The sequence below is a fragment of the Enterobacter cloacae complex sp. IR5402 genome (assembly GCF_049238125.1).
Classification (GTDB): Bacteria; Pseudomonadota; Gammaproteobacteria; order Enterobacterales; family Enterobacteriaceae; genus Enterobacter; species Enterobacter hormaechei_C.
Window position 1 is genome coordinate 1 of record NZ_JBMKHO010000027.1, and the last position, 20,100, is coordinate 20,100.

A 20,100-nucleotide genomic window follows, 5' to 3' on the forward strand; every position below is an offset into this window, starting at 1 on the left:
TTCCCAAACCGAGGTTTGCGCGAGCGTCAGCGGCATTCGTTGCCCCGGTCCCGCCGTCCGAAACTCCAACCGCCGCATTGCTCCCTTTCTGGACCAGTTTGCCGATCGCAGGAATGGTCACGCGTACGCCGTTGATGGTGACGGTGATGTTCTGGTTTGCTGAGGTGGTGGCGAACGTCTCCCAGGCGCCGATGTTCTCGCCGTACTCGTTGATGAGCTGAGACATGCTCTGCGCCAGGCCGTCGACTGAGAGACTATCAGTAACAAGAATGCCGTACTTCTGGCCGCTCAGCGCCGGAGACGCGGCAGGCGTAACCGTCAGTGACGTCGCACTGTTGATGGCCGTGATCTGAAACATCTGTACCGGGTTAGAAAGAACAAACAACGTCTGGCCAACCCGAATCTGGCTGGCAGGTGCCGTCCAGTTCGTGCCGGTGCCGGTTGCGGTGTTTCCGTTAATGGCGATGGTGCCAGTGTTATAAAGCATATTTTCTCCAGGCAATAAAAAACCCCGCCGGAGCGAGGTTGATTAAAAAGTCAGTTTATTCAGACGTACATATCGGGAAGAACGGGAAGGTTCAGTGGAGTTACCGTGTCATTACCAAAAATTGCATACCGCTCGCGCCCCAGATATTTCCCACCCTGAACTGAAGCGCTGCCGTTCTGTATTTTTATTCCGAACATTCGATACACGTACATGCCATTAACTTCGTGAGCCATCAGCCCGAATCTGCCCAGCGGAACATACCCGCTGCCGATGCTCACGGCATTTTTTGAAGGCGTCCAGAGCTGGTTGAGGTAGACGAAAGGCCGCTTTGTCGTTGAAAACGTGCAGGCCCCGGCTGCATTGAAGATGTTGAGCCCGGTGCCCGGCTGCGGCGCCACGCCACTGGCAAAGATGACAATATCTATCGTGCCGGTCGTTGGAGCATCATCGTTGGTGGATGGAGGGCTGAAGAACCTGACCGTGTTGCCATCGAAATCGACGGTGTTGCCGCTATTGCAGCGCCCAAAGACAATATATTTGGACTTGTCGTACCCCGCTATCGTGGGAACTGCCCAGCCGCCAGTGGGAACATTGACGGTACCCTTCCAGATACACTGTCCTGACTGTGTAGCATTGGTTATTGAGGTGAAGTCAGTGCTGTTGCTGATGAGAAGACCCACACCACTACGCTGGCCTGACGGAAATATCTGCCAGAGGCTACCGGGGAACGTGTACGTACTTTCACGCTCACTGATGCTTACATCCTTCATCGTGGAGTTCTGCGTCACGCGTCCACCGGATATGGTGACCGAGTTCATTTTATGAAGCAGCCCTGAATCAAGATAAGCCGTCGCGTGAGGGATAAACAGCACCTGCGCCCCGGAAACATAACCGGCAACATCAGCGTACTTGGCTTTCTGGTACCACCCAGCAGCCCAGCGTTTAGCATCACATCGTTGCGATGCTCTTCAATGAACTCTTGATAGATGCGCTCCGGATGATTCTGCTTTGCCCAGGTATCGGCGTAGGTCTTTGGTTCTGAACCGACGTACAACTTCCCTGGCTCCATTTCTTCCCACGGCGCGCGAAGCATTTCGACATCAGTACCATCGGTACACCAGACGAACCGGTATTCAGGGTGATCTCGCAGGTGCTGCCAGATGTGCAACCAGCGACGAAAGTAGACATTCATCTTCACGTCAGGAACGCGACATAGCTCAACATCTGTCGGAGCCGTCAGTAATTCATCTACCAGCGCTATACGCCCACACTGGCAAAGCGAGGCCGCCCATTTGCTCAGCATGTCAGGCGAGGCCGCCATTTTCGTGCCGCGCTGCGGGTCAGGCTGACTGGTGAGCAGCGTTGTGATTACCACGTCACGCTGCTGGCGGTATTCAACGTAACCAGTAAAACCTGCATCACGCCGTTCGTTGTGGATCTTCACGTTACGTTCCACCAGCGCCTGTCGGTCGGGACGCGGTACCGAACGCTCTACGGCTTCATGCTCATCGAGAGAATGGATTAGCTTTTCTGAACCGACCACATCACCGTAAGCCCACGTCGTCAGGCCAGCGTTATGGATACGTAGCGCGAGGTCACTGTGTTCGTACATGCCGCGTCCGTAAACCGGATCGAAACCGCCAACCTTCTCGATAGCGCTGCGGTGGTAATACAGCATCACGCCGCGCTGCCCGGTGTAAGCCACATGCTGATCGTCACGGTAAAGCTCAGAAAGGTCATTCAGCTTGTTCGTGCCAGCAAGATCCAGAAACTGGTAAGCCAGGTGCGGTTCGGGTGATTCGATGTATGGCAAGTGCCAGTTATCAGCAATCGGAAAAGCATCATCGTCCCAAAGGAAAAGATGTTCACACCCGGCGTCCATCAGCGCTGTTAAACTGGCGTTCTTCGAAGCAACAATGCCAAGTGATGTTTCATGGCGACGCAGCTGCACGCAGTCAGGTACTACGGCGGCAGGTTTAGAGCCGTCGTCGATAACCACCAACAGCGCCCCAGCGGGCAGATGTTTCACGTGCTGCTCAATAGCGCGTTTTAAAACGTCTGGCCGGTTGTGGGTAGTAATGGCAATGCCAATCCGTGACGCTGAAGCGCAGGCAGGCACAAACGGAACACCATCAATAGTGACCTGCATTTGATTTTCCTTTTAGACGTGAGCCTGTCGCACGGCAAAGCCGCCGAAAGTTAACGGTTTGCCCAGGCTCACAGCTGAAAGACTTTCTTTAATGTGCGCGTGCGATGCGCAATAAAAAAGCCATAACAATTCAATTATGGCTTTTTACTAATAAGCAAGGCTAATCCTAAATGTTAATTTTCACCTATTTTTTTACTTTTCAAGTATGCCTTCTCTAGTAGCGTTAGTGAGATATGCCAATTTAGGATCGCCATTTTTGAGAACATTTTGAAGTTGAGGCTTAACTTTGATAAAACCGCCTAGTAATGTAACAACCGCACCGACACTTAACACTTCAAGTGGTCGTGATGAGTTTAAGGCTGCATAAGCGGTTGCACCTCCACTAATTACCTGGTTCAAATCAAATTCAAAAGCTGTAGAAAGATTGAATTTTAATGGGCTTCTCCAACCTTGGCTATTTAACTTATTAAGATCTTCAAGAGACGCCCTCAGGCCTGAAAGGGCATTGGCTCGTTGTAAATTAAAGTCGCCCGAATTTAACACTTCCAAATAAAGTTCATCAAGATAACCATGTAGTGCTTGAAGTTCGTCGCTACGCCTTTCTTTGAATTCTAGTATCTCTTGTAGAGGTGTATCTTTTGGTGGAACTGGTAAAAGTTCAGCTAACTCGAATCTCACAACTTCTTTTTGTTGTGCAGCTTCCTGAGGAATTGAAACTTCGTTATTAAAAAAATGCATACGCCAATCAACTTCGCGCTCATTTTTTCTCATCATATTTAAAGCTTCTACATGGGTAAAAGCATGAAATTCTGTCATCCTAGCACCATCCATACCCCCTTGTTGGGTAAACTTTGGTCGGTAAAGGACTCCACAATTTTCCAGTTCCTCTTCATTTGCTAAACTAATATGGATAATATTATTAGTTGGAGAAACAAGTTTATCCCAGTACAACATCAAATAATTAAGTTCTTCTGTAGAAATACCTCTACCCGTAGTGAATCCTTTTCCACCATTAACTTTCAGAAGCTCGCGTACCGTGAAAACAACACCTCTTTTCATAGCCATTCCCCAGCGACATTTCGTGGGGTCAATTTAGCATTTTTACGCGGATACAGCTAATGAAGCCCACACTCTCGCAGTGGGCTCGCTCATACCATTGAGTTGCTGTCGCTTCATCGCCGCTTATAACCGGTGCGCGTCTGGCGTTCGCGCTGCTTTACCGGAGCATGTCCCCTTATTTACCCTCACAACGGTCTGCTATACCTGCTCGCCATTACGCGACTCGGGGCAGCATCATGACTGCTGCATTACCTTTCGGCTGCGGTCTTTCCGCTTTGCTACTTCAAATCGGCTTTCTCCTTCTGGCAGTTCCCCTGCCACGCTTTGTTATGCGCCAGGATGTCTTTCTTCGTCTGGCGGTCAAGAACGTCGATGTCGTGATCCGTCAGGTAGATTGGCTTTACCCAGTCGCAAGCCGTGTCCACTACCTCAACCCTTACGGGTCCAGTTGTCCCGCAGCTCGCGATCAACATCGTCGCCAGGCATATGGTTAACAGTCTGCTGTACATTGCTGGCCTCTTTCGTAGCTTCTACCCGGCGTTCGGCTGCTGCGACCGTTGCAGCTGCGTTATCTTCGGTGCGCTGCTGGTCGGCTTTCGCTTCCGCTTTGCTGGTGCCGCGAATATGGCCCAGGCCAAAAGCGCCTGCAATGGCGGAAATGACCAGTGCGGCCAGCCCTATTATCGTTTCGATACCCACATTCACCTCACACCAGAACGGATTTAGCCAGGTTAAACAGCGCGCGGCGTTTATCCAACCCGTTTCTGCCGCCATTGATAAGAAGCGTCACGCGCTCCACGTCGCCGGAATGAAGCAGGCAACCGCGAGACGAATAGAACCATGCAGCTGAGCGCGCGGCGTATTCATCCTGTTCAAGCAGCTCCGGGTGGGTAACAAGGTCCAGTTTCAACGCCTGGCCACAACTGCGATAGTTGCTCAGCCCGGTAACCTGTTTCAGCCCGCGACCGCGATATTTCCAGCCATCACCGGCAACCTGATTGCCAAGGTGTTCTTTTCCCCACTCACCACCGTATACCAGATTGGCGATCGCTTTCTGATTTGCCGGTTGCGTTGCCGTTCTGCCAAGTGCAGCGGCCTGCTGTTGAGTGATGCGGTGGCTACCGAACGTCGGTACTAGGTTTTCAACCGCGTAATTCAGGTTCTCCACCAGCCGGGTAAATCTGGTGCTTTCATGCCCCATCTGGGCAATAAACATGGCCTGATCGAGCGGTGCGGTGATGCCGTATTCCTTCATAGCGGCGTCGATATGTGGAAACCAGCGCGCAGCTAACCCGGCGCTGATACCAGCCGCCCTCTGAAATTGTGTTTGGTTCATTAGTGCCTCAGACGATCAACCAGCCGCGCCATATTTCCACGAACCTTCAGGATGGCGGCGAAGATAAGAATGTTTGCGACCACCACCAGCCAGCTGGAATCACGATAAAGGCCGAAGATGAACTGCAAGGGGATCGCGGCGTAAACCAGCACGGTTATATACGCCAGGACAGAAATAAAGGGGCGATGCCGGGCGCCATGTCGCTGGTAAAACATCAACACGATGACGATGGCCGCACAAATAAACGCATTAAAGACTGCTGACGGGTCAATTACCATTTCCCCCTCCCCCACGTAGCCGCGAGAAAAACTTGAACACGTTGTTCAGGTCCTGGTTGTTAAGATAAGTGAGGATTTTTATACACAGGGCAGACAGAATCACTGCACCCAGTGCATCCAGCGGTTTTTCATAGTGCGAAGCTGCATTTAGCAGTGAGCCAATAAGTCCCGCCCCAAGCACCCCAACGATAAACGACGTCAGGAAATATGCTGCCAGTCGGGCGCGGGACAGGTTTGTGGCTGTCGCGACGTAGAACACCGCACCACCAAACGCCCCGAACACCACACCAAAATCTGTATGAGTAAAGACGCCGTACAGGACTGAACCCAGCAGGCCGCCGCCGAGAACAGCGCCGGTGCCGGTTAATGGATCGGACATTAAGCCCCCTCTTATTGCTGTGATCCCTCTCAGGAAATTTGAGGGGAATAAAAAAAGCCCGCTCGCGAGAGCAGGCTAAAGTGATGATTATCACAAGAAGGTAGAAAGGAGATCATCCGAAAGACAGGTAGTGACGTCCGGGTATCGAGGCCGATTCACTGATTGTTCAGGAGAACCATCTGCCAGCGGATATATCCCCTTCTTCTTTAGCGTAGCCGTAACTTCGGGAAACGAGCAAAAAAAAACCTGCTGTTTAAAGCAGGCTCTCAAGGAATTATCAATTCGATATTATTGTTATCGTGGTGCCGGGTGCCTCCCGGTGAGAATTACTCCAGCAAACATTCCCGCGTCTGAGAGGTTTCCTTTTCAGGTAACTGCTGGAACGCCCCTCCGCATAGGGGGATTCACCACAATAAAAAAATAGCGCATAAATCAGAGTTGAGAAACTTCCTCGCTTAACGAATTGGACACTGGTCCGCCATCGAGGATTCGAACCCCGAACCACAGAGGTAGAAGCTCCGTGCTCTTTCCAGTTGAGCTAATGGCGGAAAAAAAAGACCAGCATTGGGTTGCTGGTCATGGGTCATGCAGTTGTCTCTGCGAAGTTGGTGTATCCCCACCAAGTGTTATCAGTATCGAGAGCATTATCGAATGCCAGTTTACTATAGCACCGAAGAAAAAATTCACTCTGTCAAAGGCCATCAGAAATGACCTTTTGCAAAGTGTTATTTACTGGATTTAAACAGGGGCCAGAGTAAAGCAATTACCCCGGCTACCAGCAGGCCATCAGCAAGGATGGACATCATTTTGCTGGTAAAGTCGATGGCAACCACCAGGAACATCAATACCCCGGCGGCTACCCAGCGCAATTTCCCGATCACAGGTACTGGTCCAGTGGGAGTTGCAGCGCCTGCGCAATTTTCTTGAGCTGCTTCTCTTCTTCTTCCCCGATGCCGTCGTTGTCAGCGACATCAAGGCACAGGCAAAGAACATCAACAGCATCGTTTGTACCGGCAACGTCAGCCAGTTCGCGCAGCGCCTGAGCATTAGCAGAGCGCGGCGAAGCTTCATAGCGAGCACGGATATTGCTACTCATCTGTGCGATCTCACCAGCGAACGGTGCGAAAGCAGGCAATGCTGAAATGGTTTTTTCCAGAGTGGCGATTTCTTTCGCATCGCATGTGCCGTCGGCATACGCAATGGAGTAAGCACCCCACACCGTAGCTTCAACCGCGTCGCGGTTTTCCATTTTCTTAACTTCGACAACAGCTTTACGTGCTTTCTTTTTGAAGATACCGAACATAGTGACTTTCCTTTTAGCGGGTGAGCCAGCGCTCAGGAATGATCAGCCCACAGAGACAGTCACACCGACCGTTCCCTATGGCTCACCCCTGAAAGGCTCTGTGGTTGAATTGCGCCGAGCGTGGCGCGAAGAATTTCGGACATAAAAAAACCTGCACTGAGGCGGGTTTGGTGTCGTGTAGGCGTAATATCCCACGATGGAAAGCATACAGGACATTTTTATGCAAAGTCAACACTAACGTGCAAAAAAGTGTCGCCATTTGCTCCGATCCTATTAATAAGTTGTTGCCTTCTCAAATTCTACTGCCGCGTGACGCTCCCACTGGCGCAGGGTGTCCACCAGCATTTCATAAAAGGGTTTCCAGTTGCGTGACCATGAGGACTGATGGAGGTCCGGGAGACGCTTCAGAATGGCACGGTGTACCGTCGCCGAGGAGATAGCAGAGAAGCCATTACCTGAGCAACGTTCACACGTTTTGAAAACCGGTGCGCCACGTTCTTTGGTCGCTTTGCGATCCAGCACTTCACCTTTACCGCCGCATCTGCACCGCGCAAGGATTACCTTTTTCCCTCCGCAGGTTTCGCAAACCCTTTTCACCAGCTCATTTTTAATCTTCGGGGCCACCACTTCGGCACCGTCATCGTCGAAGATACCAGGATGTTTAACCACATCCTCATTCCCGGAGATAAAACCGGTACCGCTGCAACTGTGACATGTCACGCTGGTAGCCGCCGAACGGGAGTAATCAGCAAAGGCAAACTGCGCCAGCGTCAACATGCATGCTCCGAGCTTGTCGCCAGCGGCTTTGCGGACATTTTTAGGAGCGTTTTTGATAGCAACCTGCGCCAGCGCCTGAACTGCGAGCTGTTCATCTGTTTTGCTGATGCCGGACTTGCCGAAGAAAGCAGCCAGGCCGAAGCGTGCACGGCTGCTGGTGGTACCAATCGCCGCCATAACATCAGTGCCCGTGAGACGATCCGGAGAGGTTCCCTTTACATCGTCGCTGATATGCATTCCCTGAGGACTAAAATGTTTGAGTGCTGCTTCCAGTTTCATGCGGCCACCTGCTGTTTTTTATAGAAAACCATTTCACGAACCTGATCGCCGTTCATGAGCATGTCGTTAAAGTCCCCGTTATCCGGCCAGTAGATACTGACCTTATCGAGGTCGTTTTTTGCCATCAAATTGGCATGAGCACATTCCATAGCAGCCGCTAAACCGGTAGCACTGTTGATGTCACGGTCTGCAAAAATGATGAAGTTCTTTACGCCAGCTGGCACACGGAATTTCTTCATGAATCCGCTGGTCATGGTTGCCCATGTGTTTACTTTGTAGAGTTGCTTGCATGACAAAGCGGTTTCGATACCTTCCGCAATGCCAAGCGTGCTGGCGACCGGGAACATCCGGATTGCAACTGAACGAGCGTGATCCAGATAGCTCTCTTCCTGAAGAGATTTCTGGCGTTTTGCACCAACTGAATCCTTCAGCTGAGCTTTCCGATTACCGTCCAGCAAAGTTCTGTGCAGATAGCAAAGTTCTCCTTTGTCATCAGTGGCGAGAGAATACAGCGACTGAAAAACCTTCCCTCCGTAGCGTTCCTTTTCGTTAAACCTGATAGCCTCTTGAGGAAGCTGGTAAATGCCGCGCGCATTAAGATAATCAGCTCCAGAAGATCCTCGCAGCGGCGCCAGTTTTGCAAATTTGCTCAGCACTCTTTTACGCAGGCTGCCAGCGTTGCTGGTTTTAGGGATACTTTCGCGGCGGAACGTATTACCAATCAGCTCATCAATTTCGCGGCAAACCTCATTAAATGGTTTTCCCTGGGTTTGGGTCACCAGCTTGATACCATCACCGCTACCGCAGGTGCAGATCCATGTTCCAGCTCCGTCACGGTCATCGATACGGAATTTACCAATCGAATCGCAGAGCGGGCATTTCCCCCTAAAGTGGTTTTTCCCGGTGATCGGCGGCAGTCCGTAATGCTCAAAAATCATGGCCCAATGGCCTTTTGCTGCTTCTACCGTTTTCATGCTCTTTTTCCTAACTGCTGTCTGATGTCGCTGACGTGTTTAAGCGCCTGCTGAACTCTTGCCGGGTTCGGCTGCTCTTCTGCCTGCTTTTGCAGGCGCTGCTCTTTTTCACGTTGCCTAGCGAAGGCGATCAGCTTGTGCGTAATGAAGTTTGAAACTGTCGGTGTGATATCCATGGGGTAATCACTCAGGCCGTTCGGCCACTCCCCAAAGCGTTCACGGAAGGTGTGAGCACACCAGGCATCGCTGACAGGCTTTTTCCCCATCGATACGCGCTGGCGCTGATAAAATTTGATCTGGCTCCACCAGGCCTGTTTCTCTGCCTTGGTTGGCTGTCGCTGCTCGCCACCCAGCTTTTTGAGTTTTCGCCCGGTGTCGGTATCAATGTCCTCACCGGCCAGAGGTTTGTGACCACAGTTCGGGCATACATAAACACCAGCAGGTTTCATGAAGTGGCATTGCGAACATTCGTGCGGCAGCTTCTCCGCTCTTTCCTCAGCGGCCCGGCGCGCGCCCTCTTCCATCCCGTCAGATTTGCCCGGGAGATCGTCATATTCGATAGAGTCCGGATAACCGAGGCGGTGCACAGTGCCGCTGTGATCGAAGATAAGGCAGGAATCCTTGCCTGGCGCCGTGCGCAGGCCTCGCCCGATCGCCTGTAACCAGCGAATTTCGCTCTTAGTTGGCCTGGCGTAGATGATGCAGCGAACATCGCTGTCGAACCCGGCCACCAGCACGCCCACGCTGACTATGATTTTTGTGGCCCCAGTCTCAAAGCGATGGATGATGGTCTGTCGCTCTTCGGCCGGAGTGTCTGCGGTCATCACCTCGGCATTAACACCAGCCTGGTTGAACTGGATGGTCAGATAATTGGCATGGGCCACATTGACGCAGAAAGCGATTGTCGGCAGATCCCGGCCATTCTCAAGCCAGTTCTGGACGATATCGCCAACCAGCGTGGAACCACACATGATCTCCGCCAGTTGAGTCTCGTTGTAGTCGGTGCCGTACTGGAGAGACGGAGAGGTTTTAACGCCCTTCAGATCCGGCTTAGTTGGCGCGTAAAATTCGTATTTACTAAGGTCGCCGCGCTGGATCAGCTCGCCGATGGTGGTTGGCTTAATCAGTCGGTCATAGTATTTGCCCAGGAACGGGGAAAATGGTGTCCCCGAAAGGCCAATCACTTTCACGCCTTTTTCGCGCAGGCGTTCGATATCCTTCAGAATGCGTTTTTTTCGCAGGTGCGCTTCGTCGATAATCAGCAGATCGATATTGTCAGGGAACACGCGACGAATAAGCGTATCAGCGCTGGCAATTTGTATTTTGAGGGAAGGATCGTAGTTTGGGTGATCCGCCCAGACATAGCCGATTTCATCACCCGGCAACCCGTACTCCACAAAACGCTTTGCGGTTTGGGTAATGAGGATCTGGTAAGGCGCGCAAAACATTACCCGCATGCCACGACTGACGAACCCGGCAACGATGAAGGCGGCAAGTCCTGTTTTACCACTGCCCGTCGGCGAGTACATCATGAAGGTTTCTGTATCCTTCCAGTTACGGCGCAGCTGGTTAAGGGCTCGTTCCTGTGCAAAATTAGGTGTGATCGTCAGCTGCATTGTGCGGACCCCGCGGTAATGAGATAATAATTTTGTGATGTGGTTTTCATGGATTCCCCCTCACATGGCTGGTGGCCTCCCCAAAGGCTGCCAGCCTCCCTTCTGAATCAGTTCCCCTGAAAAATCACTCTTCCAGAAAGAACCCTTTTTTCTCAGCGCCTGAGCGCTTTGTACTACCTTGCTGATACAGGCGTTTTTTTAATTTCGCCTTTAAGACAGTGATCTACTTAACCAATGGATCTCTCCTGTTGGAAAAGACCCTATTCCTGCCCCTGCACCCAATCCCCCCCTTACCCCCCCTTTCCCTCTCCCCCATAAAAACGTACTACCTGCCTAGTACGAATGAGGAGTTGGGTCAGTTGGTTGCCAACCTGAACAGGCACCTTTAAGCCTGTTCTTGTCCGGGTACCTTTAAACCCGCAACAATCAGGAACGCGTTGGCGTTCCGGCCAGGGGAGGTTCGGCGGTATACCCCTGTAAAGCCCTGCCGTGATTTCTCACAAACAGGCGAAGCCGCATATTTGCTTCATGCCTTGCCCGGTTCTCCTTGCGGTATGAAGCGGGCTCGGCTTCGAACGATTCCTGATACACAGCTGCATAACGCTGAATGGCTTTTTGTCGTGCTGCTGCCGTTAGGCTCAGTAACTGCTGCTTGATCCATTCGGCATCGGCCTGGCTAAAAGCCACTGGCATATCAACCGGTTGATAATCAAGTGCCATATCACTGCTCTTTTTCTGGCTTTGGGAATAGCTCCGGTAAGTCAGGTCTGATTTGATATGCGGCAACTTGTCCTTCAGCAGCGGCAACAATTCTTAGAACGTGCTCTGCTTTAACTTTTTTTCCATGGCGCCATTTCCATACTGTTGCCTGAGAGACGCCGCAAAGCTTAGCCAGCGCCCCCTGGCTACCTGCCCGCCGGATGGCAATGTCGATTGGCTCTGAAATCATAAAACCCCCTTAGTAATTAAATATTACTTTAGCGATTATGCTAGTTGTAAGCAAGGTGTCTAATTACTTTTTGACTTAAAAGGTCGTTTAAGCTAAGTTTTTAACAACTTATGGAGTAATTAGAATGAACAACAACACATACTCAGCCCGGTTAGTCGAAGCAATGAAAGAAGCTGGCTTTACACAAGCATCCCTTGCAAAAGCGGTGGGGATGTCTCAATCCAGCATCTGGAAGCTTACTTCAGGCGCGGCGAGCGGATCACGAAAGACTGTCCAGTTATCCCAGGTCCTTGGGGTTAGACCTGAGTGGCTTTCCTCAGGTGAAGGCCCCAAATACGTGGTAGGGCTTACTGAGGCCGAGGAGTCTATTTCACACGAGCCAGCAAGAGACACCTATCGTGTGGACGTTCTGGATGTTCAAGCCAGCGCAGGTCCCGGAACCTTCGTGTCCTCTGAGTTTATAGAGACAATAAGGGCTATAGAGTACACCGAAGAGCAGGCAAGGCTTATGTTTGGTAACCGACCAGCCCATGCTATCAAGGTCATTACTGTAAATGGCGACAGCATGGAGGGAACCATTGACCCTGGTGATTTTGTTTTCGTCGATACTTCGGTCAATCATTTCGAAGGCGATGGGATCTATGTCTTTATTTTTGGGAAGACTATTCATATCAAGCGATTACAAATGCTTAAAACAAGTTTGATGGTCCTTTCTGATAACAAGCTATATAACTCTTGGGAGATTGAGGAGAGCGATGAAGGTCAGTTCTACGTCCTTGGCAAAGTACTAATCAAACAATCAGCAGAATTTAAACGCTTCGGATAACCCTCTCCCACCCCACTGCTCGGGCCGCTTTAGCGGCCTTTTTTTTATCCTTACAACACAACAAACTACCATAGCGATTAATAAAAAATTACTTAAGTAGTTGACACCTCGTTTCATCCAGGCCATCCTAATTACAACCTAAGTGATTGGCGGTTTAAACAAGAGGTATCACCCTATGACCACTAGAAATATTATTCAGCTTATTGATATCCCTGATTTCAGATTTACCAATCAAGATCCGGATATTAACTATGCTGATGTTGCAGATGATTGTGATTCAAAAACCATTTCGACTATCGAAGCAATTCGTCATTTAAGCGAATCGATTTTCAGTATGTCTCTGGAAGAAGAGAAAGATAATGAAAAAATTCGCAATCTATCAGCCATTATTTATGACTTGGCAGACCTGGCAATTGCTACTAACAAAATCTCACAAACCGCAACTTATCTTTCTGGCGTAAAGGATGGCACTCATGGCGCATGAATTTTCTTTAGAACAAGCAAAAGAAAAGGCCCATCAAGCAGAAATAATTTGCCGCATGATGGAAGTGTACCCTAACAAAATGGACTGCACAGAAATTGAAGCTATAGCTTCGCTACTTAGCAAGTTAACTGGCGATGTATGCGCTTGGTTCATAGAAGAACAAGCCATAAAATCGAAGTAATAAAAAAACTAATTTTAACCATTTATTTCAGCTTAATTGCTGTGGAATCTCACACACTTTTTTTGGGTGGGCATTATGAGAAATAAAGACGCCTTTAAGACAGCAACGATGATGTGCAGCGCAGGTTATTGGGATATAGCAATTTTATTTTTAAAAAAAGCTTATGGGAGATAATCATGACTATACAGCAACGCCAAGACATTCAGGGGGTTAATATCAAAGCCGAGCAACTGGCTGGTCTATCGCAAACTTTATTTGAATACCACGACAAACTGGACCATTTCCAACTTAAAACTATTTGCTCTCTTGTTTATGACATTGCTGGCGAAATTCATGATTGGACCGAAAAAGAAGAGGAAATTGTTATGAGCTTAGAGGAGGAGGCTCGCCGCAATGGATAAATTAATCGAGACATATCGCCGCCGAATTTTAAAAGCAGCGTTATTACGCCACCAGCGTAAAACAGGCAGTAACTGCCTTGTTATTAAACTCAATAAAGGCGGCATTAACACGGTCGAGTTAACAGAGATTCTTCTCGATGGATTATTGAGAAAATTCGAAAGGCTTGCGATCAGTGAGTACGGGAATGTCGAAGGCGTAAAAGCTATCAAGGGAATTTACAGCAGCGCTGTTGATGTTAATGGCAGCGGTGAATTCCTTACGGATAGCGGGAAGGAGTTAATCGACGAGCACATTTCTGAGCTGGTTGAGTTCGTCAAAAAACAAAAAGTGGAGGCTCCGAAAACGGAGGGTCATGAAATGGGGGGATCTGATGGCACTTACAGCGATACGAATTCCTGAGTGGGTTCACCTCAAAGCGGTACACGTTTTAAGCCAGTTCAGGGCAAGGCGCATTCACCCCTGCCGAATGCACGGCTCCGGGAATTTGAGCCTCAAAGTTAACCATCGCTGGCGGCTACTCTCCCGCGATGGCGGAAAGAACAGGGAAGTAATGAGTCACGAACGATACAGCAAAGTTAAGGACCGGAAATGAACGATAAACGCACCGTAAGCATGATTGACCTGGCATTACAGAAACACGATACGCCAGTTGGCCCACTGTTCGTGGCAGTACGTCACGGCCGCACTAAAAAATGCTTCACGCGAGATACGGCGATTCGCTATCTGGCTTTCTTCATGACCACCGAGGCTTTTGAGCGTTCAGGGTTTCCGCAGCGTCACCCGCGGGAGCGTATTGATCGGGCTGATATGGAGGTTTGGCGAGACGGTGAAACAAAGGCTGAGTATTTGGCCGCCCACCAGCGTTGTGTTCGCCGTCTGCGTCGTATTCTGGCGCGCAAGCGAGAAATGGAAAAATGGTGTGAAAAATGGGACGCGATGCACGAGCGCTACGTCAAAGAACGTGACGAACTCAAAGCAACAAAGCCTGCCGGGGTACGCTGAATGAAAATCCAATACCAGGACTATGGCGCTGTAGCAAATATCGTTATCTCCAGCACCGTATTCGAGTACCGGAAGCATAACAGGGTAGTTGAAAACACTCTGTTTCTGGTGCCAACCGTAGTGAGTTCACGGCACGGAACTTTCATCCTGAAAACGGTTATTTCAGGTAAAAGCCGTGATGCATTACGCGCTTACAGAACTGCAATCAGGGAGGCGGCACGATGAATACAGCGTTTGAAATATGGGTACGTATGCGATACGGAAATCGTTACGACCTGACACGGGATATTCAGGGGCTTTATTGCCGGGAAGTGGTTAAGCGGATGTTTGAAGTGTGGTGCCACTGCCGTGGCCTGGATGTAGTGTGAGGTGATTATGAGCAACGTTGTTCTTCTGGTACCGAATGACTGGGTTAGCGAAAAGGTTCTGATTGCGGTTACCGGGCTCAAGCCCGGAACCATCACCCGCGCCAGAAAAGAATCCTGGATGCTCGGCCGCGAGTACCTGCACATTTCACCAGATGGCAATCCCAAGCCTTCGAGCGAATGCATGTACAACAGGAAAGCCGTTGATCAGTGGATCGAGGCGCAGAAAAAAAATCAACCAGGTGCGAAGACAGCATGAAAAGCAGTACACTCGTCCACGCTCCTGGACGTCAGGAGGGATCAATGGCTAATGCATCATACCCGACAGGCGTCGAAAACCATGGCGGTTCGCTCCGCATCTGGTTTCTATATAAAGGTAAACGTGTCAGGGAAAACCTCGGTGTCCCTGACACTGCAAAAAATCGCAAGATAGCTGGTGAGCTGCGTTCTTCGGTTTGTTTTGCGATAAGAATGGGGAATTTTAACTATGCAGAAAAATTCCCAAACTCACCGAACCTTGCCCGGTTCGGTCAGGATAGAAAGGAAGTTACTGTGCTGGAGCTTACCGAAAGATGGTCGGAACTGAAGAGAATGGAGATCAGCTCTAATACCATGAGTAGGTACGAGTCCATCATAAAAAATATGCTTCCGCGCATCGGCGAAAATAAAATGGTTTCTGCGGTGACCACTGAAGATTTGCTGTATGTCAGAAAGGAGTTGCTGACGGGTTTCCATGTAATGAAGAAGGATCACCGGACACAGGTAAAAGGCCGGAAATCGTCCACGGTGAATAATTACATGATGCTGATGGCCGAGATCTTCCAGTTTGCAGCTGATAACGGCTACGCAAAGGAAAACCCGTTTAGCGGAATTAACCGTCTCAGGAAGGCAAAAGACGAACCTGATCCACTCACGACAGACGAGTTCATCAGGTTCATTCAGGCATGCGGACACCAGCAGATGCGAAACCTCTGGACTGTTGCCGTCTATACCGGAATGAGGCATGGGGAATTATGTGGTCTTGCATGGGAAGATATCGATCTCACTGCGGGCACCATTACGGTTAAGCGTAACCTGACCCAAACGTATGAGTTCACCCTGCCAAAAACCGAGGCGGGCACTGACAGGGTGATTTATCTCATACAACCAGCTATTGATGCCCTGAGGAATCAGGCCCAGTTGACACGCCTTGGCCGGCAGTTTGAGGTTGAAGTGAAGCTGCGGGAGTACGGACAATCTGTCATTCAACCCTGCACTTTCGTGTTCAGCCCTCAATGCGTCAAACGTGGACCTCGCACAGGATATCACTACGCGGTTAATTCGATTAATAAAATTTGGGCCCCGATAATCAAGCGAGCCGGTATTCGTTACCGCAACGCGTATCAGTCACGACATACCTATGCGTGCTGGTCATTATCAGCTGGTGCTAACCCAAACTTTATAGCAACTCAGATGGGGCATACCGATGCACAGATGGTTTACAAGGTGTATGGAAAGTGGATGTCAGAGAAGAGCGCCGATCAGGTTTCTCTGCTCAACCAGACGCTTTCACGCTTTGCCCCATCACTGCCCCAAAGCATGGTAATAGCGCAGTAGAAAACCTAAAATTCAAGTGGTTAGCAGTCGTATCGCTACATTTTTATAACACGGGGCACGAAATGCTCTCGACCATAAAGTGTGCTTATGTTGTGATCGGGGTTCAATAAATCACTAAACAGGGTATACTCCGGAGTTGTTTATTGTACTAAACGCTCCCGTGAGAGGATGCTACAGCGCACCTATGACTCAATTCGCTTCTCCGGTTCTGCATACGTTGCTGGATACCGACGCGTACAAGCTGCATATGCAGCAAGCCGTGTTTCACCACTATCATGATGTCCATGTTGCGGCGGAATTTCGCTGCCGGGGTGACGACTTGCTGGGTATCTACGCAGATTCCATTCGTGAACAGGTCGAGGCCATGCAGCATCTGGCGCTCACCGATGACGAATATCAGTGGCTTTCAGGCCTGCCTTTCTTTAAAGCGGACTATCTGAACTGGCTGCGTGAGTTCCGCTATAAGCCGGAACAGGTCACCGTCACCAATGATAACGGCAAGCTGGACATTCGTCTGACCGGCCCGTGGCGCGAGGTGATCATGTGGGAAGTGCCGCTTCTGGCCGTGATCAGCGAGCTGGCCCACCGCTATCGCTCCCCTGAAACCGGTGTGACGCAGGCGGTTGCCGCTCTGGAGAATAAACTCGTTGAGTTTTCCAGACTGACCGAAGGGCTGGATATGTCCCGCTTCCGTCTGATGGACTTTGGCACGCGCCGCCGCTTCTCTCGCGAGGTTCAGGAAGCCATTGTCAGACGTCTGCAACAGGAGCCGTGGTTCGTTGGCACCAGTAACTACGATCTGGCACGTCGCCTTGATTTAACGCCGATGGGCACCCAGGCGCACGAATGGTTCCAGGCGCACCAGCAGATCAGCCCTGACCTTGCCAACAGCCAGCGCGCCGCCCTCGCCGCGTGGCTAGAGGAATACCCGGATCGGCTGGGTATTGCCCTTACCGACTGCATTACCATGGACGCATTCCTGCGCGACTTTGGCCCTGAGTTTGCCGAACGCTACCAGGGGTTACGCCATGATTCCGGGGACCCGGTTGAATGGGGTGAGAAAGCCATCGCCCATTACGAAAAGCTGGGTATCGACCCAATGAGTAAGGTGCTGGTCTTCTCCGATAACCTTGACCTGGCAAAAGCCGTCGACCTTTATCGCCATTTCTCATCGCGGGTGAACCTGAGTTTCGGGATTGGTACGCGGTTAACCTGTGATATCCCTCAGGTGAAACCGCTGAACATCGTTATAAAACTGGTGGAATGTAACGGTAAGCCGGTCGCGAAGCTCTCCGACAGCCCTGGCAAAACCATCTGCCATGACAAAGCGTTTGTCCGCGCATTACGTAAAGCCTTCGATCTGCCTCAGGTTAAAAAAGCCAGTTAACGGCTTCGGGGGAGCCTTCATGGCTCCCCTTCTCTTATTTATTTCTTATTTCTTCTCTCAAGACGGTGAAATTTACTTGTCTGATAGCGGATGGCAGGTAACATAGATATCCCCCCTATAAGGGCGGACAAGTGTTTATTTTTTCCGACTATTAACAGAGAGAATATTATGAGCGTTGTGCCTGTAGCCGACGTACTCCAGGGCCGTGTCGCCGTTGACCAGGAGGTCACCGTGCGCGGATGGGTGCGTACTCGCCGAGATTCTAAAGCTGGCATCTCCTTCCTCGCCGTCTATGACGGTTCCTGCTTTGATCCTGTACAGGCCGTCATTAATAATTCTCTGCCCAATTACAATGATGACGTTCTGCACCTGACAACCGGCTGTTCCGTGATCGTCACCGGTGTTGTGGTGGCCTCTCCGGGCCAGGGTCAGAGCTACGAAATTCAGGCGACCTCGGTGGAAGTGACCGGCTGGGTTGAAGATCCGGACACCTATCCGATGGCTGCAAAGCGTCACAGCATCGAATATCTGCGTGAAGTTGCGCACCTGCGTCCGCGCACCAACCTGATTGGTGCGGTTGCCCGCGTGCGTCATACGCTGGCGCAGGCGCTGCATCGCTTCTTTGACGAGCAGGGTTACTTCTGGGTTTCTACTCCGCTGATCACGGCATCCGATACCGAAGGCGCAGGTGAAATGTTCCGCGTTTCAACGCTGGATATGGAAAACCTGCCGCGTACGCCGGAAGGTAAAGTGGATTACGACAAAGACTTCTTTGGTAAAGAAGCCTTCCTGACGGTTTCTGGCCAGCTGAACGGCGAAACCTACGCCTGTGCGCTGTCTAAGATCTATACCTTCGGCCCAACCTTCCGTGCGGAAAACTCCAACACCAGCCGTCACCTGGCGGAATTCTGGATGCTGGAGCCGGAAGTGGCCTTTGCCGATCTGAATGACGTGGCAGGCCTGGCAGAAGCGATGCTGAAATACGTGTTCAAAGCGGTTCTCGAAGAGCGCGCAGACGACATGAAATTCTTCGCTGAGCGTGTCGATAACGACGCCATCGCCCGTCTTGAGCGCTTCGTCTCCGCAGACTTCGCGCAGGTGGATTACACCGACGCGGTCGCTATCCTGGAAAAATGCGGTGAGAAATTCGAAAACCCGGTTTACTGGGGCGTGGATCTCTCCTCCGAGCACGAACGTTATCTGGCAGAGAAGCACTTCAAAGCACCGGTTGTGGTGAAAAATTATCCGAAAGACATTAAGGCGTTCTATATGCGCCTTAACGAAGACGGTAAAACCGTTGCCGCGATGGACGTGCTGGCGCCGGGCATCGGTGAGATTATCGGTGGCTCCCAGCGTGAAGAGCGACTGGATGTGCTGGACGCGCGTATGCAGGAGATGGGCCTGAACCCGGCGGACTACAGCTGGTATCGCGATCTCCGTCGCTACGGCACCGTCCCGCACTCCGGCTTTGGCCTGGGCTTTGAACGTCTGATTGCTTACGTAACAGGTGTTCAGAACGTTCGTGATGTGATTCCGTTCCCACGCACACCGCGTAACGCAAGTTTCTAACCGACCAAATCCTTAATGGCCAGCAAATGCTGGCCATTATTTTATCCTGCAGTGTCAGTTTTCGTCAGTCAAAAGTAAGCGTCTTTAAACCACAACCCCGCGATTACCTCTACCTGTTACGTTTTGTTTCCACGAAATATCCTGCGATAAAAAAATAACCCCATTTTTATGGCGCTTAATACAATCCTTACGCAATAGCACAAAAAACAACCACCCTCACAGCCATCTGGATGGCTTTTGTCGATTATAAGAAAAAATGAGCCGTTTAACTTCTGTTTATACGAAAGGCCTTTAGCTAAATTAAACATAAGGAAATCATATATATAAGAATAAAGCGGAGGTTTAATTCACCAGAAAGCGCTGAAGTTTGAGGTGCTTCACAAAGTTCCCAAAAATACATATTTAGTTACATATATTTTCTTTTGGTAACTGAATCTTGAAGATTGTAGCACTTTCAGTGTAGCGAAACGGTTCTATGAATGGAAAGATGCCTGTCAGACACATAAAGACACCTAACTCTCATCAATAGTTCCGGAAATATTTATTGACAGAATTTATTGACGGCAGTGGCGAGTGTCATAAAAAAACCAATGAGGGTAATAAATAAGGCACTGTTGCAAATAGTCGGTGGTGATAAACTTATCATCCCCTTTTGCTGATGGAGCTGCACATGAACCCATTCAAAGGCCGGCATTTTCAGCG

Annotated in this window: 27 protein-coding genes, 1 tRNA gene and 2 pseudogenes; 13 read left to right on the top strand and 17 right to left on the bottom strand. The window is 50.4% G+C overall.

Annotation, left to right across the window (positions count from 1 at the left end):
- From ACOTXL_RS23220 to ACOTXL_RS23300, 17 genes and pseudogenes are all read right to left on the bottom strand, one after another.
- A pseudogene (locus ACOTXL_RS23220) lies at positions 1-487 on the bottom strand (phage tail protein); the annotation flags it as partial.
- A gap of 59 nt (positions 488-546) precedes the next feature.
- The gene (locus tag ACOTXL_RS23225; RefSeq protein ID WP_234393267.1) at positions 547-1,359 is read right to left on the bottom strand and encodes a DUF6453 family protein; all 813 of its coding nucleotides are present in this window, start codon (positions 1,357-1,359) and stop codon (positions 547-549) included.
- A gap of 44 nt (positions 1,360-1,403) precedes the next feature.
- Positions 1,404-2,636: pseudogene (locus ACOTXL_RS23230) on the bottom strand (glycosyltransferase family 2 protein); the annotation flags it as partial.
- Between the two features lie 192 nt (positions 2,637-2,828).
- Positions 2,829-3,695 carry a DUF6236 family protein gene (locus tag ACOTXL_RS23235; protein ID WP_045350166.1) on the bottom strand — a complete coding sequence of 289 codons (867 nt, stop codon included), beginning with the start codon at positions 3,693-3,695 and terminating at the stop codon, positions 2,829-2,831.
- Positions 3,696-3,973: 278 nt separating this feature from the next.
- Complete coding sequence (locus ACOTXL_RS23240) at positions 3,974-4,120, bottom strand: hypothetical protein (RefSeq protein WP_032665352.1); 147 nt, start codon at positions 4,118-4,120, stop codon at positions 3,974-3,976.
- 4 nt (positions 4,121-4,124) lie between these two features.
- Complete coding sequence (locus tag ACOTXL_RS23245) at positions 4,125-4,394, bottom strand: hypothetical protein (RefSeq protein ID WP_032665859.1); 270 nt, start codon at positions 4,392-4,394, stop codon at positions 4,125-4,127.
- Positions 4,395-4,401: 7 nt separating this feature from the next.
- The gene (locus ACOTXL_RS23250; RefSeq protein WP_032665351.1) at positions 4,402-5,031 is read right to left on the bottom strand and encodes a glycoside hydrolase family 19 protein; all 630 of its coding nucleotides are present in this window, start codon (positions 5,029-5,031) and stop codon (positions 4,402-4,404) included.
- Entirely contained in the window at positions 5,031-5,309 is a 279-nt protein-coding gene (locus ACOTXL_RS23255) for a phage holin family protein (RefSeq protein ID WP_017384386.1), read from the bottom strand. The genes ACOTXL_RS23250 and ACOTXL_RS23255 overlap by 1 nt, the downstream gene beginning before the upstream one ends.
- Positions 5,299-5,688: a phage holin family protein gene (locus ACOTXL_RS23260; RefSeq protein WP_017384387.1), complete on the bottom strand. Its 390-nt coding sequence runs from the start codon at positions 5,686-5,688 to the stop codon at positions 5,299-5,301. Before ACOTXL_RS23260 ends, ACOTXL_RS23255 begins: the two co-directional genes overlap by 11 nt.
- Positions 5,689-6,159: 471 nt before the next feature.
- A tRNA-Arg gene (locus ACOTXL_RS23265) sits at positions 6,160-6,236 on the bottom strand.
- A gap of 177 nt (positions 6,237-6,413) precedes the next feature.
- Positions 6,414-6,569, bottom strand: a complete 156-nt coding sequence (locus ACOTXL_RS23270; protein ID WP_032665350.1) for a DUF3927 family protein — start codon at positions 6,567-6,569, stop codon at positions 6,414-6,416.
- Positions 6,566-6,991, bottom strand: coding sequence for a tellurite resistance TerB family protein (locus tag ACOTXL_RS23275; RefSeq protein WP_015570939.1), 426 nt, complete (start codon positions 6,989-6,991; stop codon positions 6,566-6,568). The genes ACOTXL_RS23270 and ACOTXL_RS23275 overlap by 4 nt, the downstream gene beginning before the upstream one ends.
- Positions 6,992-7,264: 273 nt before the next feature.
- Complete coding sequence (locus ACOTXL_RS23280) at positions 7,265-8,047, bottom strand: antitermination protein (RefSeq protein WP_015570942.1); 783 nt, start codon at positions 8,045-8,047, stop codon at positions 7,265-7,267.
- The gene (locus tag ACOTXL_RS23285) at positions 8,044-9,021 is read right to left on the bottom strand and encodes a toprim domain-containing protein (RefSeq protein WP_015570943.1); all 978 of its coding nucleotides are present in this window, start codon (positions 9,019-9,021) and stop codon (positions 8,044-8,046) included. The genes ACOTXL_RS23280 and ACOTXL_RS23285 overlap by 4 nt, the downstream gene beginning before the upstream one ends.
- On the bottom strand, positions 9,018-10,637 hold the full coding sequence (locus ACOTXL_RS23290) for a DEAD/DEAH box helicase (RefSeq protein WP_045350170.1): 1,620 nt from the start codon (positions 10,635-10,637) through the stop codon (positions 9,018-9,020). Before ACOTXL_RS23290 ends, ACOTXL_RS23285 begins: the two co-directional genes overlap by 4 nt.
- Positions 10,638-11,063: 426 nt before the next feature.
- Positions 11,064-11,357 carry a hypothetical protein gene (locus tag ACOTXL_RS23295; RefSeq protein ID WP_015570944.1) on the bottom strand — a complete coding sequence of 98 codons (294 nt, stop codon included), beginning with the start codon at positions 11,355-11,357 and terminating at the stop codon, positions 11,064-11,066.
- 1 nt (position 11,358) lies between these two features.
- Positions 11,359-11,586, bottom strand: a complete 228-nt coding sequence (locus tag ACOTXL_RS23300) for a transcriptional regulator (RefSeq protein ID WP_015570945.1) — start codon at positions 11,584-11,586, stop codon at positions 11,359-11,361.
- Positions 11,587-11,710: 124 nt separating this feature from the next.
- On the opposite strand from ACOTXL_RS23300, the gene ACOTXL_RS23305 reads away from it, so the two are divergent.
- From ACOTXL_RS23305 to asnS, 13 genes are all read left to right on the top strand, one after another.
- Positions 11,711-12,412 carry an XRE family transcriptional regulator gene (locus ACOTXL_RS23305; protein WP_015570946.1) on the top strand — a complete coding sequence of 234 codons (702 nt, stop codon included), beginning with the start codon at positions 11,711-11,713 and terminating at the stop codon, positions 12,410-12,412.
- A gap of 175 nt (positions 12,413-12,587) precedes the next feature.
- Entirely contained in the window at positions 12,588-12,896 is a 309-nt protein-coding gene (locus ACOTXL_RS23310) for a hypothetical protein (protein WP_015570947.1), read from the top strand.
- The gene (locus tag ACOTXL_RS23315) at positions 12,886-13,077 is read left to right on the top strand and encodes a hypothetical protein (RefSeq protein WP_015570948.1); all 192 of its coding nucleotides are present in this window, start codon (positions 12,886-12,888) and stop codon (positions 13,075-13,077) included. The genes ACOTXL_RS23310 and ACOTXL_RS23315 overlap by 11 nt, the downstream gene beginning before the upstream one ends.
- Before the next feature lie 176 nt (positions 13,078-13,253).
- A complete protein-coding gene (locus ACOTXL_RS23320) occupies positions 13,254-13,478 on the top strand; it encodes a hypothetical protein (RefSeq protein WP_032665858.1) in 225 nt (74 codons plus the stop codon).
- Positions 13,471-13,878, top strand: coding sequence for a hypothetical protein (locus ACOTXL_RS23325; protein ID WP_015570949.1), 408 nt, complete (start codon positions 13,471-13,473; stop codon positions 13,876-13,878). Before ACOTXL_RS23320 ends, ACOTXL_RS23325 begins: the two co-directional genes overlap by 8 nt.
- Positions 13,850-14,071, top strand: coding sequence for a hypothetical protein (locus ACOTXL_RS23330; RefSeq protein ID WP_072223400.1), 222 nt, complete (start codon positions 13,850-13,852; stop codon positions 14,069-14,071). Before ACOTXL_RS23325 ends, ACOTXL_RS23330 begins: the two co-directional genes overlap by 29 nt.
- Positions 14,068-14,481 carry a hypothetical protein gene (locus tag ACOTXL_RS23335; protein WP_015570950.1) on the top strand — a complete coding sequence of 138 codons (414 nt, stop codon included), beginning with the start codon at positions 14,068-14,070 and terminating at the stop codon, positions 14,479-14,481. The genes ACOTXL_RS23330 and ACOTXL_RS23335 overlap by 4 nt, the downstream gene beginning before the upstream one ends.
- Positions 14,482-14,706, top strand: a complete 225-nt coding sequence (locus tag ACOTXL_RS23340; protein WP_032665346.1) for a hypothetical protein — start codon at positions 14,482-14,484, stop codon at positions 14,704-14,706.
- Positions 14,703-14,849, top strand: a complete 147-nt coding sequence (locus ACOTXL_RS23345) for a hypothetical protein (protein WP_086523924.1) — start codon at positions 14,703-14,705, stop codon at positions 14,847-14,849. The genes ACOTXL_RS23340 and ACOTXL_RS23345 overlap by 4 nt, the downstream gene beginning before the upstream one ends.
- Before the next feature lie 7 nt (positions 14,850-14,856).
- The gene (locus tag ACOTXL_RS23350; RefSeq protein WP_015570952.1) at positions 14,857-15,105 is read left to right on the top strand and encodes an excisionase family protein; all 249 of its coding nucleotides are present in this window, start codon (positions 14,857-14,859) and stop codon (positions 15,103-15,105) included.
- A 44-nt stretch (positions 15,106-15,149) separates the two neighbouring features.
- Positions 15,150-16,442 (top strand): tyrosine-type recombinase/integrase, encoded by a 1,293-nt coding sequence (locus ACOTXL_RS23355; protein WP_032665345.1) that lies wholly within the window; start codon positions 15,150-15,152, stop codon positions 16,440-16,442.
- 184 nt (positions 16,443-16,626) lie between these two features.
- Positions 16,627-17,829, top strand: a complete 1,203-nt coding sequence (gene pncB, locus ACOTXL_RS23360; protein ID WP_003858188.1) for a nicotinate phosphoribosyltransferase — start codon at positions 16,627-16,629, stop codon at positions 17,827-17,829.
- 168 nt (positions 17,830-17,997) lie between these two features.
- Positions 17,998-19,398 (top strand): asparagine--tRNA ligase, encoded by a 1,401-nt coding sequence (asnS, locus tag ACOTXL_RS23365; RefSeq protein ID WP_003858191.1) that lies wholly within the window; start codon positions 17,998-18,000, stop codon positions 19,396-19,398.
- Positions 19,399-20,100 lie beyond the last annotated feature (702 nt).